The 15,335-nt window shown below is 58.8% G+C and carries 18 protein-coding genes; 4 read left to right on the forward strand and 14 right to left on the reverse strand.

Annotated features, from left to right (window positions below; genetic code table 11):
- The 6 genes from PH558_RS28075 to PH558_RS28100 all read right to left on the reverse strand — a co-directional run.
- A partial coding sequence (locus tag PH558_RS28075) for an ACT domain-containing protein (RefSeq protein WP_350223829.1) occupies window positions 1-393 on the reverse strand: 393 nt, incomplete at its 3' end.
- 53 nt (window positions 394-446) lie between these two features.
- Window positions 447-1,253: a 3-methyl-2-oxobutanoate hydroxymethyltransferase gene (locus tag PH558_RS28080; RefSeq protein WP_285207829.1), complete on the reverse strand. Its 807-nt coding sequence runs from the start codon at window positions 1,251-1,253 to the stop codon at window positions 447-449.
- 23 nt (window positions 1,254-1,276) lie between these two features.
- Window positions 1,277-2,503, reverse strand: coding sequence for an NAD(P)/FAD-dependent oxidoreductase (locus tag PH558_RS28085; RefSeq protein WP_285207830.1), 1,227 nt, complete (start codon window positions 2,501-2,503; stop codon window positions 1,277-1,279).
- Window positions 2,504-2,513: 10 nt separating this feature from the next.
- Entirely contained in the window at window positions 2,514-2,825 is a 312-nt protein-coding gene (locus PH558_RS28090) for a MocE family 2Fe-2S type ferredoxin (protein WP_075855758.1), read from the reverse strand.
- 25 nt (window positions 2,826-2,850) lie between these two features.
- On the reverse strand, window positions 2,851-3,936 hold the full coding sequence (locus tag PH558_RS28095) for a fatty acid desaturase family protein (protein ID WP_285207831.1): 1,086 nt from the start codon (window positions 3,934-3,936) through the stop codon (window positions 2,851-2,853).
- A complete protein-coding gene (locus PH558_RS28100) occupies window positions 3,914-4,087 on the reverse strand; it encodes a hypothetical protein (RefSeq protein ID WP_158225455.1) in 174 nt (57 codons plus the stop codon). The genes PH558_RS28095 and PH558_RS28100 overlap by 23 nt, the downstream gene beginning before the upstream one ends.
- Here PH558_RS28100 and PH558_RS28105 point away from each other — a divergent pair.
- Entirely contained in the window at window positions 4,086-5,114 is a 1,029-nt protein-coding gene (locus tag PH558_RS28105) for a LacI family DNA-binding transcriptional regulator (protein ID WP_285207832.1), read from the forward strand. The genes PH558_RS28100 and PH558_RS28105 overlap by 2 nt on opposite strands.
- Before the next feature lie 145 nt (window positions 5,115-5,259).
- On the opposite strand, the gene PH558_RS28110 is transcribed toward PH558_RS28105, so the two are convergent.
- Window positions 5,260-6,069: a TIM barrel protein gene (locus PH558_RS28110; RefSeq protein WP_285207833.1), complete on the reverse strand. Its 810-nt coding sequence runs from the start codon at window positions 6,067-6,069 to the stop codon at window positions 5,260-5,262.
- A gap of 155 nt (window positions 6,070-6,224) precedes the next feature.
- Window positions 6,225-7,322 (reverse strand): LacI family DNA-binding transcriptional regulator, encoded by a 1,098-nt coding sequence (locus PH558_RS28115; protein WP_285207834.1) that lies wholly within the window; start codon window positions 7,320-7,322, stop codon window positions 6,225-6,227.
- Between the two features lie 336 nt (window positions 7,323-7,658).
- Here PH558_RS28115 and PH558_RS28120 point away from each other — a divergent pair, with 336 nt between their 5' ends.
- Complete coding sequence (locus PH558_RS28120) at window positions 7,659-8,147, forward strand: RrF2 family transcriptional regulator (RefSeq protein WP_095437565.1); 489 nt, start codon at window positions 7,659-7,661, stop codon at window positions 8,145-8,147.
- Here the strand turns inward: PH558_RS28120 and PH558_RS28125 are convergent.
- The 5 genes from PH558_RS28125 to PH558_RS28145 form a co-directional block, all read right to left on the reverse strand.
- Window positions 8,130-9,152 carry a mechanosensitive ion channel family protein gene (locus PH558_RS28125; RefSeq protein ID WP_285207912.1) on the reverse strand — a complete coding sequence of 341 codons (1,023 nt, stop codon included), beginning with the start codon at window positions 9,150-9,152 and terminating at the stop codon, window positions 8,130-8,132. The genes PH558_RS28120 and PH558_RS28125 overlap by 18 nt on opposite strands.
- Window positions 9,153-9,225: 73 nt before the next feature.
- Window positions 9,226-9,642 carry a cupin domain-containing protein gene (locus PH558_RS28130; RefSeq protein WP_285207835.1) on the reverse strand — a complete coding sequence of 139 codons (417 nt, stop codon included), beginning with the start codon at window positions 9,640-9,642 and terminating at the stop codon, window positions 9,226-9,228.
- Between the two features lie 60 nt (window positions 9,643-9,702).
- Window positions 9,703-10,455, reverse strand: a complete 753-nt coding sequence (locus PH558_RS28135) for an SDR family oxidoreductase (RefSeq protein WP_095437568.1) — start codon at window positions 10,453-10,455, stop codon at window positions 9,703-9,705.
- 161 nt (window positions 10,456-10,616) lie between these two features.
- Entirely contained in the window at window positions 10,617-11,531 is a 915-nt protein-coding gene (locus tag PH558_RS28140; RefSeq protein ID WP_285207836.1) for an MBL fold metallo-hydrolase, read from the reverse strand.
- Window positions 11,532-11,661: 130 nt separating this feature from the next.
- Window positions 11,662-12,141 (reverse strand): carboxymuconolactone decarboxylase family protein, encoded by a 480-nt coding sequence (locus PH558_RS28145; protein WP_285207837.1) that lies wholly within the window; start codon window positions 12,139-12,141, stop codon window positions 11,662-11,664.
- Window positions 12,142-12,268: 127 nt separating this feature from the next.
- Between PH558_RS28145 and PH558_RS28150 the strand changes: the two genes are divergently transcribed.
- Window positions 12,269-13,180 carry a LysR family transcriptional regulator gene (locus tag PH558_RS28150; protein ID WP_285207838.1) on the forward strand — a complete coding sequence of 304 codons (912 nt, stop codon included), beginning with the start codon at window positions 12,269-12,271 and terminating at the stop codon, window positions 13,178-13,180.
- 59 nt (window positions 13,181-13,239) lie between these two features.
- On the opposite strand, the gene PH558_RS28155 is transcribed toward PH558_RS28150, so the two are convergent.
- Window positions 13,240-14,610: an MFS transporter gene (locus PH558_RS28155; RefSeq protein ID WP_285207839.1), complete on the reverse strand. Its 1,371-nt coding sequence runs from the start codon at window positions 14,608-14,610 to the stop codon at window positions 13,240-13,242.
- A 162-nt stretch (window positions 14,611-14,772) separates the two neighbouring features.
- Between PH558_RS28155 and PH558_RS28160 the strand changes: the two genes are divergently transcribed.
- On the forward strand, window positions 14,773-15,330 hold the full coding sequence (locus PH558_RS28160; RefSeq protein ID WP_113407297.1) for a NuoB/complex I 20 kDa subunit family protein: 558 nt from the start codon (window positions 14,773-14,775) through the stop codon (window positions 15,328-15,330).
- The last annotated feature ends 5 nt before the right edge of the window (window positions 15,331-15,335 follow it).

Below are 15,335 nucleotides of genomic sequence, written 5' to 3' on the forward strand. Positions count from 1 at the left end.
ATTGACCACCACTTTCTGGTAATCGAAATGGTTGGAGACGACGCCGACGATGTCGATCGGCAAGGCGCCGATCTTCCAGCGATAGAGCAGGTCGTTGAGACAATGGCCGAAGCGCGAGACCATGAGCAGCACCTTCATGCGCTTCTTGGCATCGTGGATCTCCGCATCCATGGCGAACTTCTCGGCGATCGGCTTGAAGCCTTCGACGAGCACTGCCTGGCCCACCCCTTCTTCCGAGATGAAGGAGACGCGCATGAAGAACTTGCCGGTATCGAGATCGTCGAACTGGCTGGAATCGACGATGTTGCAGCCCTGTCCGGCCAGATAGTTCGAGATCGCCGCAACGATCCCACGCGTCGATTGGCACGTCACTGTCAATACATAGGTTTTCATTCGAGATAGCCCAATTCGATGTGTAAATGCTTCATCCGAAGCCCAAGGTGCGATTAAAGAGTTTGCTCGGCGATCATATGCCGGAACGCCTCGAGCTCTTGCCTGTCGATCCCGACCTGGTGCTTCTTCTCCGGATAGACGCCGGAACGAACGTCCCCGGCAAATTCGGCAAAAGCGGCAACGCGCTCATTCTGCAGCCGGTCGAACTCTGCCGCGAAATCGCGGTAGACCTTCGCATGGCGGGGGCGATGGCCGCGATTGCTGCCAAGGACATCATCGGCAAACAGATATTGCGCGTCACATCCTGTTCCCGCACCCATCGAAATCATCAGCATCGATGTCCTTTGGCTGATGGCGGCCGCAACGTCACCAGGCACAACCTCGATTTCGACGGCAAAAGCGCCGGCTTCTTCCAACGCCTTGGTCTGGCGCCAAATTTCAAAAGCACTGATCGATGTTTTTCCTACGGCACGGAAGCCGCCCGTCCATGTCGCTTTCGAAGGAATGAGGCCAACGTGGCTGCAGACGGGAATTCCCTCATCCCGCATTCGTCGAATGATCGCGAGGCTTGCAGCGCAATAAACGGCATCGCCTCCGGCTTTCAGTGCCTTGAATGCCGCCCGCATATATTCTTCTGCCGAGACACAGTCGCCATATTCCAGGCCCGGTATTGCAAAGGGGCTTGGCGCGGCTTCACGGAACGCAGGGCCCAAAAGCGCTGGCGGAACGGAAAGCATATCGATGCCGGCTCTCTCGGCGGCTTCCGCTTCCTCAAGCGACGTGACGCGCAGCATTGTCAATTGTCGCTTTCCTTTGAGCGACAGGAGATCGGCAACCGTCGGACGATTGTGCTTTTGCATTGGATGTTCCTCGATATGGATGGTTAGGCCGCAAGCAGCGACTTCAGCTTGACCGTGCTCGCCGCCAGAGCAGCTTCATCCGGATGCGCGCTGGCGGCGATCAGCATCTCGGCAAGGCGGATATCGCGCGCTATGGCATTGCCGCGTCCGATACCGCTGGCGGCGAGCAGCCTTCCGTCCGCGCCGAGATGGAAGAGGATGAACGCCCCGTCATCGAGGTCGCGCCGTACATGGGAGACCGCTTCATCCGCAAGGCCGGCAATCTGCAATGTCAGGTCATATTGATCGGACCAGAACCACGGCACCGCGGATATTTCCGCGGCTCCTCCCAGCATGTTGGCGGCGGCGAGATTGGCCTGTTCCTGCGCATTGCGCCAGGATTCGAGGCGAACACGCCTTCCACCATAGAGCGCCAGGGGAAAGGAGCAGCAATCGCCCGCCGCATAGATGTCGGCAATAGAGGTTTCCAGCCGCTCGTTGACGGCAATGCCGTTGTCGATCGCAAGCCCGGCTTCCACAGCGAGCGCGACGTTCGGCAAGGCACCGATGCCGACGAGCAGCAGATCGGCAGAGATTGCTTCACCGGTTGCCATACGAACGATCACCTTGTCGGCGTCCTCCCGTAACGCTTCGATGACCTGACCGCAGCGTATATCGACACCTTCCTGACGATGCCGTTCGGTAATTGCCTCGGCGATCTCCTCCGGCACGCCGCGTTTCAACACCCGCTGCAGACCCTCGATGACCGTGACGGCGGCGCCGCGCTTGCACGCCGTCGCTGCCAATTCAAGACCGATGAAGCCGCCGCCAATGACGGCAATGTGCTGTCCGGGATTGAGCGCGGCATGCAATGCCACCGCATCCGCATGGGTCCGCAGCATGCGGATGCGATGAGAGGTGCCATCGATACCGGGAAGGTTGCGTGCCGAGGCTCCGGTTGCGAGCAGCAGTTTGTCGTAGCTTAGCGTTTCTCCACCCGCGAACCTGATGGTCTTTGTGGACGGAGCGATCGCTGTCACCGTTGTATCGAGCCTCAGGTCGATCGATTGCTCCTGGTAACGCTCCGATGCGGCGACGAACTTTGGCTCGGGCGCCGCATCCGATCCGCCCTTCGAAAGCGGCGGGCGTTCGTACGGGGCCAGCGGCTCGGCGCCGATGAGGGTGATGTCGCCCTCAAATCCCTTTTCACGAAGTGAGAAGGCAGCACGGGCGCCGCATTCCCCGGCTCCGACAATGACGAAATGCGCCACGATAGCCTCCTCAGAGCCCAATGAAGACGGTGCCATTCTCGACCTTGACCGGATAGGTCTGTAGATTGACGCAGACCGGAGCGCCCTTGGCTTCACCGGTGCGGTAGTCGAAGCGGCCATTATGCTTGGGACATTCGATGATGTTGTCCATGACAAGGCCATCGGCGAGATGAATCTTTTCATGCGTGCACAGGCCGTCGGTTGCGAAATAATCATCTTCCGGGCTGCGATAGACGGCGAAGGTCCGTCCGTCATGATCGAAACGGATGACGTCCTCCTCGTCGATTGCATCAGCGGCGCAGACTTCGATCCAATTGCTCATGTTTTCCTCCCTTGTAATGTCGATGTTATTGGGCCGCGGCCGGTAGCTCGCCATGGAATTCTTCGCGATAGGGCCGCGCCGTTGGCGGCAGCTCGCGCTTCAGGAAATAGTCCTCGTTGCGCAATTGCCGCAGGAATGCGGGTATCATCTCGCGATAGCCGGACCAGATGGACGGATTGGCGGCCGGCAGATCATGCTTGATCATCGCATGCAGCTTCGGCAGCGCATGATAGGGCACCATCGGGAACATGTGATGTTCGACATGATAGTTCATGTTCCAGTAGATGAAGCGGCTGACCGGGTTCATTATGACGGTGCGGCTGTTCAGGCGATGATCAATGACATTGTCGGCGAGGCCGCCATGCTGCAGCAGGCCGGTCAGAACGTGGTGCCAGGCGCCATAGAGCCGGGGAAGGCCGATCAGCATCAGCGGCAGGATTGAGCCCATGGCGATCGCTGATGCGATGGTGACGATGTAGATCGCAAGCCAGATACGAGCGATGCGGATCGCTTTCGGCTGCTCCATCTCGGGAATGAAGGTCTTTTCCGCAGCACTGACGAAGCCGGCAGAATTGCGCAGCATGTCGATCATGGCGTACCAGGCATCGAGGATGCCGAAGAAATTCAGGACGAGGCGGAGAAGATCCGGCGGCCTCATGACGGCAATTTCCGGGTCGCGGCCGACGATGACGGTATCGGTATGGTGGCGCGCATGGCTCCAGCGCCAGGTCACCGGATTGCGCATGATCATGAAGCAGGCGATCTGATAGACCACGTCATTCATCCAGCGCGTCTTGAACGCCGTGCCATGGCCGCATTCATGCCAGCGGCTGTCCGAGGCTGAGCCGTAGAGCACGCCATAGGCCAGGAAGAAAGGAACGCAGATCCACGACCCCCAGAAGTAGACGCCAAGTGCTGCGAAGACCGCCATGCTGCCAAGCCAGATGATGGTGTCGCGGATCGCTGGCGCATCCGAGCGCTGCATCAGCGCCTTCATATCCTTGCGCGCAACATCCGTGTGATACCATTCAGCGGCGGCAAGCCCCGTTTCCACCGCCAGTCTGCCGCTTGCGCCGAGCAGATCATAGTCACGCTTGATTATCGTCATCATCCCTGCCTCCCGCGATGCGCAAGAGCGCCTCGTCCTCAATGCCGGAACGATAGATCGACTTTTTGCTTGCCTCAATGCAGGAATGATGGAATCTATCAAAATCTATCATCAAGATAACACAGAAATGATGAATTCCATCAGGAGCAGCCATGCGTCGCCCCACCATATCGGATCTTGCCAAGGCGTCCGGCGTCAGTGTCGCCACCATCGACCGTGTGCTGAACGGGCGCCTTCCGGTTCGCGAACAGACGGCACGGCGCGTCTATGAAGCGGCGCAGGACATCGGCTATCACGCTGTCGGCCTCCTGCGTCAGCGCGTCTTCGAAGACGTGCCACGCTATCAGCTAGCATTCCTGTTGCAGAAGCCCATGCAATCATTTTATCAAGCCTTTGCCAAAGAGATCGAAGCGGCTGCGGCAGCGATGACGGCAGCGAAGCTGCAGGTTCAAATCGACTATCCGGCTGTCTCGACACCGAGCGTAATCGCCGAGAAAATGCGAGCGCTGGCAGCCCGTAACCAGGCCGTGGCCGTCGTCGCCCCTGATTATCCCGCTGTCGAGGCGATCGTCGACGAGCTCAAGGAGAAGGGGATTCCGGTCTTTTCCGTACTTTCCGACTTTGCCGCGGGCGTTCGGGAAGGATATCTCGGCCTCGACAACAGAAAGGTCGGGAGATCTGCTGCCTGGACGATCGCGCGCACGGCTCGCAAGCCGGGCAAAGTAGCGTGTTTTGTAGGCAGCCACCGTTTTCACGGCCACGAGTTGCGAGAGATGGGTTTTCGCTCCTATTTCCGCGAGAATGCGCCGGAATTCGAAGTGCTGGAAACGCTCATCAATCTCGACGCCGTCGACGTCACGCATGAGGCGACGCTCGATCTTCTGCAGAAGCATCCAGACCTTATGGGTCTTTATGTCGCCGGCGGCGGAATGGAGGGGGCGATCGCCGCACTTCGGGAAGAAAATCGGGCAGGCGACGTTACCCTCATCGTTAACGAGCTTGTTCCCGAGAGTAAGGGTGCACTGATGGATGGAACCGTTGCAATGGCGATTTGCACTCCGCTGCCTCTTCTGTGCCGAGAGCTCATCACGCAAATGGTGAGTTCAGTCGAAGGAAGCGCGCAAACGACCGCGCGCCAGACCTTTTTCCCGTTCGAGATCTATATCTCCGAGAATATCTGAATGAGGAATCCCGACGATGGTCGGGGCTGTGGTCGCAGCGCCGCTGCCAGCACAGAAGGGCTGAAACAAGGAGCTCGATCTTATCGACACAAGATTGGGCCGAGCCCGACCAAAGCCAGGCTCCTTCGCAACACCGGCTCGGCGATCACCCGGCCTTTAGGGCCGATTCGATGAAGTCAAACGAGGCTTGGATCGCTTCTCGTGGGTTGGTGAGGTCGTGCACCAGAGGAGAGAAGCATTCGTAGGAAATCGGTCCGACATATCCGGCAGCCTGCAGAGCCTTGATCTGACCGACATTGTCCAGTCGGTCCAATCGGTCGACGAGAACCCGGTGTTCGTCTTCCATCTGGTTCAGCTGCAACGTCGGATCGACGACGGCCGATATGTGGACGATCCCGGTGTGGCCGGCAAAAATCGGCCCGCCATCCGCCAGGGCATGATGGAACGTGTCATGGACGAGTTTATAGCGGTGCGCTGCGTCGAGCGCATTGATCGCGTCCACGAGCTCTGCCTTGTAACGCAGCGAGGAACGCTGGAACCCCAGCGGCTCGACCAGCGCGACAAGCTCTGCCTCTTGAAGAAGAGGCAAGATGGCGGCAAGGGACGTTTCGAGATTGGCTTTGCGCTCCTGCGCCTCGGTGCCGATCCCCTCGTTTCGCGGGATCAGGCTGATAGTTTCAGCACCAGCCTCCTTGGCGATTGCAATCAGGTCCCGAACCTTCCGCTCGATATCATCCGACCAGAAATTGAATGGATAGACCTGGGACAGGCCAACGAGCCGCAAACCTCGCTCCCGAACCATTTGACCCGCCTCCGTCGGCGAAAGGCCGTCAAATAGCTGGCGCTTGAGGTCGTTGCGAACCTCTACACCCTGGCAGCCGAGAGCAACCGATAGGTCGAGGAAATCGGTGTAGCTAAGATTTGGTGCCGTAATCTGATTGAGTGCCCGGAACATGTTTCCTCCCAAGGTCCCGATATTGCTGCTCCGGCGGAGCGCCACGCGGCTCAAGGCAATGCCAAAAGGATCCGTCGTGCGCAATCGGGTGGAATTTGGATTAGCGCATCGGTGAGGTTTCTTGCGCCTTCCGCTTGAGGTGTTTCACCTCATTCTCAGATGGAAGGAGGTAGAAAAAGTTGCGGTTCCAGAAAATGCGCATCCGGCATTTGAACCCGATCCTGGAGCACGTTTTGTGCCATCAGCTCGACGGTATCCCGGCAAAGCTGCGCCAGAGGCGTGCCGATGACCATTGTCGCATAGCCGTCGGAAAGGGCCGCGCGGCTGACCGAGGTAAGTTCGTTGACGATGAGGGCAACTTCTCCCGGCGCGCGCGTTTCCCGCAGCGCCGCTATTGCGCCTTCCATCCCACCGCCTGCGACGTAGATGCCTCTCAGATCCGGATGACGCTCAAGCAAGGCGACCGAGGTTTCATGGGTGAGCTTTCTTGTCTCAAGATTGATGACTGGTTCCCGGATATCGAGATCCGGCCGTAATTGGCTTAGGTATGAACGGAATCCGGCTTCCTTCAATTCGTGTCCCTGCCAGCGATTACTGCCAAGAAAAATCGCGACTTTTCCGGGCTGGCGACTTGCCATGGCGATCATCCATGCCGCCAGGCGTCCGACCTTGTGATTGTCGAGACCGATATAGGTTTGACGCGCGCCGTGGCCGAAATCATTCAGCAGGGCGAAGACGGGAACTCCGTTTTGCCGCAAGCTCCGGGCGGCTTCATTGACGATGCCGTGGTTGACCGCAGTGCAAGCTATCGCATCGGTATGTGTGGCAAGTTCGCGCATGATTGTCGCAAAGTCTGCCGGCGACTGAGACGGTGAATATCGAATGGTCACTTCACCGCGAAAATCCTGACGGTCTGCCACCGCCCGGATCAGCTCTTTGCTGAAAGACTGATAAAACTCCTGTCTTTCCTTTATGAGCAGGAAGCCAAGTCTCACTCTTGCAAGCGGTGCGGTCAGCTGCCGATCGATCAGACCACTCGCATAATAGGCCAGTTTATGCGCTGCTTCTGCAACCTTGCGGACTGTTTCCTCGCGGACGAAGCCTCTCTGGTGAATGACACGATCTACAGTCGCTTTGCTTACCTTCGCCTCTTTGGCGATATCCTCAATTCTTGTCCGCTTCATATAAATCCTGATCAGGCCCGCGGGGATTGCTGACCTTGCCTTATTCGCAGATCCAACAGGCTTCGTCATTGGCCGGCAATCTAAGTCAAAGTGAAAGGTGCTCCAAGAGGGGTGCTTGTGCCTCGATCCATCAAAATGTCGATAGTCTGCCTCAGCCGCTGTCGCCTGGCATGGCCGCAACGGACGAGTTTGTCGCCTTGCGCGGGTCGATCCCGTTTTCCCGGCCGCCGTCCGATCCGTCATGGGGAAGCGATGTTTTCGAAGCCCCTGAAGATCGCTTTGCTTATGCATGCTCAGTATGCGAGAGGCAAATCTGCATCTCGGAATTTGTTTACATGACGATCAAATAAGGATATTCTTTATCCTTGATAGATATATGCCAGCCGCCGGCCTTGGAATGATTTTATGATTTTGAAAAGCCAAGTCGAATGGGCTCTCCATTGTTGCGCCATTCTTGCAGGTTTGCCTGACGGCCGCTATCTCTCCACCAAAGCGCTCGCCGAATTCCATGGGCTTCCCAAGGAATATCTTTCCAAGGCCCTCCAGAGCCTGTCTCAGGCTGGACTTGTCGACACGACACTCGGCCCCTCCGGTGGTTATCGATTGGCGAGACCGCCCGCGGATCTCACTTTTCTAGAGATCGTGGAGGCCGTCGAGGGGCGGCAGCGAACCTTCGTCTGCACCAATATACGCGCCAACAACCCCTGCCGCCCGAAGGACTATTGCGAAAGCAGCCCTTGTGCGGTGGCGCGCATCATGTGGGAGGCCGACGAAGCGTGGCGCGAGAAACTGCGTAGTGTCAAATTGTCAGACCTCGTCGGCATCCTGTCGAAGGAGATCCCGCCGGAACTCTGGAAAAGCTCTTTCGAATGGGTGCTAGAGCGCGCCGGATGATATCGCCCTGAGAGTGGCCTGTTCCTTCTGTTCGCCTGTCGGGAGGCAGACGAGGCTTTGGGCCGGCATCGCCAGTGATATTCCGCTCGTCCCGCAATGTTCGTAGATGAGGTCGATGATCTCGTTTTGTGCCGACATGCGGTTTGCCGCGCTCGCGACGCGGAAGAACAGCTCGACCTCGATGGCGATTGCGTCGATCGTCTTGAGTACGACGACCGGCGACGGGTTCATGACGATCTTTTCGCAGCCCTGCAGGACGGCAAGCATGACCTCTTCGACGAGCCGCGGCTTGTGAATGGCGGATATTCGTATCGTCAGCGAGATCTGGTGCGATTCATCCGGGCGGCTGCGATTGGTGACGCCCTGTTTCGCCAGCACGCTATTCGGCAGGACCACGACGTTATGTGCGCCCGAAAGCAGGTTGGTGGAGCGCCAGTTGGTTTCGACGACGCGACCTTCGGTGCCGTCGGCGAGCTGGATCCAGTCGCCGATGACGTAGGCGCGACCGAGTGCCAGCGCGATCCCGGAAAAGACGTCGGCAAGCGTGTTCTGCAGCGCCAGGCCGATAATGACGACGACGATGCCTGAGGTGGCAATCAGCGGCCCAACGGGTGCGCCGAAGACGAAGCCGATGACGGACAGGGCGACGCCGAGATAGACGATGCCGACGATCAGATCCTGAAGAAGATGCGCCTCCTGCGGCCGGCGGTTGAGGGTGAGATAGATATGGAGGAAGCCGATCATCGTCCAGGCAAGATGCAGCCACCAGAGGATCCTTGCGGACTTGGCAAGCAGGATGCCTACATCCTGAAGCTCGTCGTAATCAAAGTGATAAGGCGAGATTCCGGCAAGCCAGAGCACGAGGCTCATGCAGCAAAAGAACAGGATTTGCACGGCGAGGCGCCCGGTCGGGCGACGGCGCCCCTGGATATGCCAGATAAGAATGCCGGCCAGCCCGAGCAGATTGATCAGGACGAGCGGCAGAAAATGATGTTCGCCAAACATGATGGGGTTCACCGACGATGATTTCCTGAAACCGGGAAGGGACAGGCGCCTGCGGCGCCCGTCCCGCATCCAGCTATTTCTTGATCGGGAAGGTCAGTTCCTTCTGGCTGGTATCGACGACGAAGACGGCCAGCAGCTTGGCCGGCTTGGTCTTGCTGGCATTCTCGCTGACGCCGTGGCGATCACCCGGCATTTCGGAAAAGTTCTCGCCGGCCTTGAAGACCTTGACGGGACCGTCATTGACCTGGCTTCGGATCGCCCCTTCTAGGACCGTTGCATAGATGAAGGCCGAGTTCGGATGGGTGTGGGCCGAGGAAAAGCCGCCCGGACCATATTCCACGAGGACGCCCTTGATGCTCTTGCCGGGAACGTTCGGCAGTTCATGTTCGTAGACGAGCGTGACCTTGGCGTCCTTCTCGCCGGCATCATGTGCAACGGCAGTGGTGGACAGGAGCGCGGCTAGGGCGAGGCCGAGAATTGACTTGATCATCGCGAATTCCTTTCTTGAGAGCTGGGCGGTGCGGCGCCTGCGGCGCTGCACCGTGTTCATTCACTTGCGGGCGGAGGTTGCGAACCATTGCTCGAAGGTGATGCGGCCGAGGCGCGGATTGCCGTCGGACACGAGCGAGCCGTCTTCCAGCCTTGCGCCGAAATAGCGGGCTTCCGGATCCGCCACGACCTTGCGGGCATCGCCCATGGCTTTCAGGTAGCGGGCCACGAGCTCGTTCAGCCGGACACGTTCCGGACCGGATATCTCGACGATGCCGTTGATTGCCGCGGAGTTTGCGACGACGGTCATGTTGTCGGCGACGTCGTCGGAAGCGATCGGCTGCACGTAGGCCGGCGACAGGCGCACCGTATCGCCGACCGTGCCGGACTGGGCGATGCCGCTTAGGAATTCCATGAACTGCGTCGAATGGACGATCGTATAGGGAATGCCGGAGTCGCGGATGATCTTTTCCTGGGCGACCTTGGCGCGCATGTAGCCGCTTTCGGGCAGGCGATCGACACCGATGATGGAAAGGGCGATATGATGCTTCACGCCGGCCGTCTTTTCCGCTGCCGCCAGATTGCGGCCCGAGGTCTCGAAGAATTCGAGCACGGCTTTGTCCTCGAAGGATGGCGAGTTTGCGAGGTCCATGACGATAGAGGCGCCGGCCAATGCTTCGGCGAGCCCTTCGCCCGTAATCGTATTGACGCCGGTGTTCGGTGCGGCGGCAATGACTTCGTGGCCTTGCTTGCGAAGGCGGTCGGCCGTCTTTGAACCGATGAGGCCGGTTCCGCCGATGATGACGATTTTCATGAGCTTCTCCATTCGCGGCGCCTGGCGCGCCGCATTATTCGTTCGTTTCTCATATGATTGCTTGCGGGTCAGGCCCGTCTGACGGCGCCTTAAATCCGTTCGGGTGGGCGAGGTGCAGCTCTGCAGGCTGCACGCCGGCCCGGCACTCGCCCACCAGAGAGTTAGTAGTCCCAGAACACCGGCACCCAACGGAAGACATCGCCGTCGGCTGCCACATGGCCGACGGAGGGGAACGGCATATGGGTAGCGACCAGAAGTCCGCCGGTCTCGGCCAGCTCCCGCAAAAGACGGACGCGCACGCGCGCAGCTTCTTCCGGGTCGTGTTCGAAGCCGTTGAACCAGTCGGGGTGATCGAAGCCGACTGCGAACACCGCATCGCCGGCAAACATCAGCCGGTCTTTGCCGGAGGCGACGCGGACCACGCTGTGCCCGGGTGTGTGGCCGCCAGTTCGAGAGACGATAACGCCCGGCGCCACCTCGTACTCATCATCGAACAATCGCAGATGGCTTTCATATTCCTTTCTGAACTGTTTGGCGGCAGCTCGAAGCGCGTCCGGGAAGCCGGGCGGCATTGACACATGAGAAAAGTCGGGCGCCTCCCAGAATTTGACCTCGGCCGCCGCCACATGGATCTTGAGGTCCGGACGCAGTCGCTCCTTCACCCCGCCGACGAGCAGCCCGCCAACGTGGTCCATATGCATGTGAGTCAGTACCACGTCGGTTACGGATCCAAGGTCGATGCCGGCAGCTTCCAGCCGCTTGATCAACTGTCCGGCCCGCGGTAGGTTCAACTCCGGGTCCAGTCCCAGGCCGGCGTCGATGAGGATGGTCTGCTTGCCGCTGCGCACCACGACCGCGTTCAGCGCCCAATCGAAAGCGTCCTGCGGCAGGAACATGTCGTTCAGCCATGCCGCGCGCTCGGCAGGATCGGCATTATGTCCCAGCATCTTGGTCGGCAGCGGCAACACGCCGTCGCTGATCACGAGCACCTCGATATCGCCGATCTGCACTGCGTAGCGCGACGGAACCAGTTCGTCAGGGCTTGTTTTAACGGGATGAGAAGTGTCCAGGTCCATGTTTGTCTCCTGTTGATCGAGATCTTGGAACCGATCTGCCCGGCTCCACGGTTGAAACGATTGTCATGAGAGTCTTGGTCGCAGCCGCCGGAACGGCCGCGCATCGTTTGCCGAAGCTTTCGTGAGAGGCTTAGTTGAGGCCAGCTTTGTCGAGGCCGTAGGCCTTGTCGGCCGAGCCCGGCACGGTCTTGAAGGCGATGCTGGCGCGGTTCCAGGCATTGATGACCATGACTACGAAGGTGAGATCGGAGATTTCCTTCTCGGAAAGCTGGCCGCGTACGCGCTCGTAGAGCTCGTCGGGAATGCCGCCTTCATGTAGTTTCGTCACCGCTTCGGTCCAGGCGAGCGCGGCGCGCTCCCGAGGAATGAAGAGATTGGATTCCCGCCAGACGGCTATGTGGTGGAGCCGGAGTTCCCTCTCGCCATGGATCTTGGCTTCCTTGACATGCATGTCCAGGCAGAAAGCGCAGCTGTTGATCTGCGATGCGCGGATGTGAACGAGATCCTGGATCTTCTGTTCGATGGCGCTGTCCTTCAGAGCCATGCTGAGTTCCGAGAGTTTCCTGAAGAGTTCCGGTGATTGCTGGGCATAATTCAAACGCTGGGTCATGGTCGCCTCTGTTATTAAGGATATAAAATCTCCTTATGGATAAACGATATCCTTAATAGCTGGACAGTAAAGACCTTCCGGGCTAAGGTTTGAACATAAGGCCTATGCCCAAAAGTATGGGGTGGGGATGGATATCGTATGCGCATTGCAAACATTCATGCGGGTGGTGGAGACTGGCTCCTTTTCCGCCGCAGCGATTGATCTCAGGCTGACGCAGCCTGCTGTTTCGCGCCAGGTTTCGGCGCTGGAAGCGTATCTCAACACACGTCTGCTGCATCGCACGACCACCGCGCTGGCGCTGACGGCGGAGGGGGAGCAGATCATCCCGATGGCACGCAAGGTCATCGAAGCGGTCGAGGCGCTTAGTGAAACCACATGTCGTGATGGCGGGCGCGTAGCCGGCAAGGTGCGGCTGGCTTTGCCGACACCGCTCGGGCTTTACGTCAGCGACCGGCTCGGGATGCTGCTCGAACGCCATCGGGGACTTTCCGTCGATTTGCTCTTTCGTGAGGAACCGTCCGACCTTGTTGAAGAGGGGATCGATCTTGAGGTACGGCTGGGAACGGTTGCGGACTGCAGTCTGATGTGCCGCAGAATTGGATGGACGACTGCCTTTCTCGTTGCCGCACCTTCCTATCTACAAAAGCGGGCAGCACCTAAAACGCCGGACGATGTCAGCGCTCATGATTGCATCTGTTACAATCGCGCCGGAAATGGCCAGGCATGGTCGTTCTCAAATGGCGCCGAGGACGTTACCGTGCGAATCGCGCCGCGCCTCGTCGCCAGCAATGCGGTTGCCGTTCACCGTGCCGTGCTGGCTGGCAATGGGATTGCGGTACTTTCCCACATTCTTGTCGGGTCCGACATCGAGGAAGGCAGGCTGGTGAATGTCATGCGAGACTTTCCGCCGAGCCGGGTCGCCATCAGCGTCGTCTACCCGTCGCGTCGGAACCTGCCGTTGCGCATCAGGACGGTCCTCGACTTCCTGATTGAGATAGTCGGCAGGGATCCGCTGATGGCGACCGCGTCTTCTCATTGATCATTGATTGCTTGGATGGCGCCTGGATCGTTGAACGTCACCCGCATGAAAAGTGGGATTCACGCTCGCTTGAGATATCGCCACGCCGCCATGCTGCCGAAGAGCTGAAAACCGCCGCCGCAAAACATGGCGACGATGAACCCGAAAGCGGGCTCCGGGAAGAACGCGTAGACGGATCCGAGTGCGGCCACGCCGATGGTTGCGCCAACCATGCGTGCGACGTTGATCAGTGCGCTCGCAGTTCCGGCGCGCTCACGGACGACACTCGAAACCGCGACTGCTGTGAGAGGTCCGGTCGCCATGCCCATCCCGATACCGGTCAGCAGCAGGCCGAATTCCTCGGCGATGAACAGGTTAGCGTCAAAAGCGATACCGAGCAGAAGGTTACCCAGTCCTATCGTCGCCAATCCGATGCTGATAGTGTGCCGTTTTCCCAGATGTTCCGAGAAGAAGCCAGAAAAGGGTGAGATTGCTACGAAGCTCAGTGCCATGGGCAATAGTGCCAGCCCTACCGCGATTGGAGAGAGTCGATTGAGGCTGAGCGAGGCGAGAGGAAACAGAAAGAGCGTCCCGTACATGCCGAACGTCATTGCGGCCGTTCCTGCCATCGCCCCGCTGAACCGCCCGGTGGAAAACATCGAAAGCGGCACGAGAGCCCGCTGATCGAGGCGTCGTTCCACCAGGATGAAAAGCACCAGCAGACCGAAGCCGCAAAGTGCCAGCAGGATCGTCCAGACTATCGGAAAATGCGAGGATTCGATTGCTGCCAGGGTGATGGCGGTGAGCGACAATATGCCCAATAGCTGACCCAGCGTGTCGAACGATCGTCCCTTTTTATCCGCGCTTTCCGAGATCCAAGGCAATGCTCCGGCAGCCGCCGCCACGCCGATTGGAACCACGACGAGGAAGACTGCCCGCCAACCGAAATTGTGGATCAGATATCCGCCAAGGCTTGGCCCGACTGCAAGCGACATGCCGTTGCAGCCGGCCCAGATACCGAGCGCTCGTCCGCGAATCCGCTCGTCTGGATAGATCACTCGAATAAGCGAGAGAGAGGCCGGTATCAGAAGGGCCGATCCGAGGCCGGTTATCGCTCTGGCGCCGATCAGGATTGTGATTGTCGGAGCCAAGGCGCATCCAAGGCTTGCGACTGTGAAGATGACGCAGCCGATGATGAAAATCAGCCGACGCCCGTAAAGATCGGCAAGCAGACCGCCACTGATCAGAAGCGCAGCGTAGACGAGATTGTAGGCGTCGACGACCCACTGCATCTGGGTCACGGAAGCCTGGAGGCTCTTGCCGATTGGCTGGACAGCCAGATTGACAACCGATGTGTCGACCTGCGCAACGATCACGCCCAGGCAGAGAATAGTCAGAGAAGCAGGATGTAGTTTCGAAGTCCGGCCGTCGCGCTGTTCGATTGAATGCATGACATTTCCTCACGGAAACAAACGTAGCGCAGCTTGTTTGGTTTCACTCTGAAGGCATCGAAGTATCGAAAGACAAGGATGATCACGCGTACCGAAGGGCACCCATGCCGGGAACAAGCCTGTTCCGCGCGAGTTCGGGAGCTTTCCACGGGAGAGCCGACCATGTCTTCCTACAAAGACCGGCCTGTCATCAGAGATTTTCAACATCCCGGCCAGGCGCCGACTGGTGACCCTTTCATGGGAACGATCAACAACGAACTCGCCGACAAGGGTTTTCTCGTCACGAGCACGGACGAGTTCGTCAGTTGGGCGCGCACCGGATCGCTGATGTGGATGACGTTCGGGCTTGCCTGTTGCGCCATCGAGATGATGCAGATGTCGATGCCGCGCTATGATGTGGAACGCATTGGCGCCGCGCCGAGAGGTAGCCCGCGGCAGTCGGATCTGATGATCGTTGCCGGCACCGTGTGCAACAAGATGGCACCGGCGCTGCGCAAGGTTTATGACCAGATGCCGGAGCCACGTTACGTGATCTCCATGGGATCATGCGCCAATGGCGGCGGCTATTATCACTATTCCTATTCTGTCGTGCGCGGATGCGATCGGATTATTCCGATCGATATTTATGTGCCTGGTTGCCCGCCGACCGCGGAGGCCTTGTTTTATGGAATTCTGCTTCTCCAGCGCAAGATTCGCCGCAATGGGACGATCGAACGATAGCCGAC

The organism is Rhizobium pantanalense (genome assembly GCF_030182525.1).
Taxonomy (GTDB): Bacteria; Pseudomonadota; Alphaproteobacteria; order Rhizobiales; family Rhizobiaceae; genus Rhizobium.

What these genes read in the sequence shown, in the direction of transcription:
- PH558_RS28155 (WP_285207839.1), bottom strand. Translation starts at nt 14,610, where the DNA reads ATGCATTCAATCGAACAGCGCGACGGCCGGACTTCGAAACTACATCCT.
- PH558_RS28135 (WP_095437568.1), bottom strand. Translation starts at nt 10,455, where the DNA reads ATGAAAATCGTCATCATCGGCGGAACCGGCCTCATCGGTTCAAAGACG.
- PH558_RS28080 (WP_285207829.1), bottom strand. Translation starts at nt 1,253, where the DNA reads ATGCAAAAGCACAATCGTCCGACGGTTGCCGATCTCCTGTCGCTCAAA.
- PH558_RS28130 (WP_285207835.1), bottom strand. Translation starts at nt 9,642, where the DNA reads ATGATCAAGTCAATTCTCGGCCTCGCCCTAGCCGCGCTCCTGTCCACC.
- PH558_RS28095 (WP_285207831.1), bottom strand. Translation starts at nt 3,936, where the DNA reads ATGATGACGATAATCAAGCGTGACTATGATCTGCTCGGCGCAAGCGGC.
- PH558_RS28090 (WP_075855758.1), bottom strand. Translation starts at nt 2,825, where the DNA reads ATGAGCAATTGGATCGAAGTCTGCGCCGCTGATGCAATCGACGAGGAG.
- PH558_RS28115 (WP_285207834.1), bottom strand. Translation starts at nt 7,322, where the DNA reads ATGACGAAGCCTGTTGGATCTGCGAATAAGGCAAGGTCAGCAATCCCC.
- PH558_RS28100 (WP_158225455.1), bottom strand. Translation starts at nt 4,087, where the DNA reads ATGGCTGCTCCTGATGGAATTCATCATTTCTGTGTTATCTTGATGATA.
- PH558_RS28110 (WP_285207833.1), bottom strand. Translation starts at nt 6,069, where the DNA reads ATGTTCCGGGCACTCAATCAGATTACGGCACCAAATCTTAGCTACACC.
- PH558_RS28120 (WP_095437565.1), top strand. Translation starts at nt 7,659, where the DNA reads ATGATTTTGAAAAGCCAAGTCGAATGGGCTCTCCATTGTTGCGCCATT.
- PH558_RS28145 (WP_285207837.1), bottom strand. Translation starts at nt 12,141, where the DNA reads ATGACCCAGCGTTTGAATTATGCCCAGCAATCACCGGAACTCTTCAGG.
- PH558_RS28150 (WP_285207838.1), top strand. Translation starts at nt 12,269, where the DNA reads ATGGATATCGTATGCGCATTGCAAACATTCATGCGGGTGGTGGAGACT.
- PH558_RS28125 (WP_285207912.1), bottom strand. Translation starts at nt 9,152, where the DNA reads ATGTTTGGCGAACATCATTTTCTGCCGCTCGTCCTGATCAATCTGCTC.
- PH558_RS28105 (WP_285207832.1), top strand. Translation starts at nt 4,086, where the DNA reads ATGCGTCGCCCCACCATATCGGATCTTGCCAAGGCGTCCGGCGTCAGT.
- PH558_RS28160 (WP_113407297.1), top strand. Translation starts at nt 14,773, where the DNA reads ATGTCTTCCTACAAAGACCGGCCTGTCATCAGAGATTTTCAACATCCC.
- PH558_RS28140 (WP_285207836.1), bottom strand. Translation starts at nt 11,531, where the DNA reads ATGGACCTGGACACTTCTCATCCCGTTAAAACAAGCCCTGACGAACTG.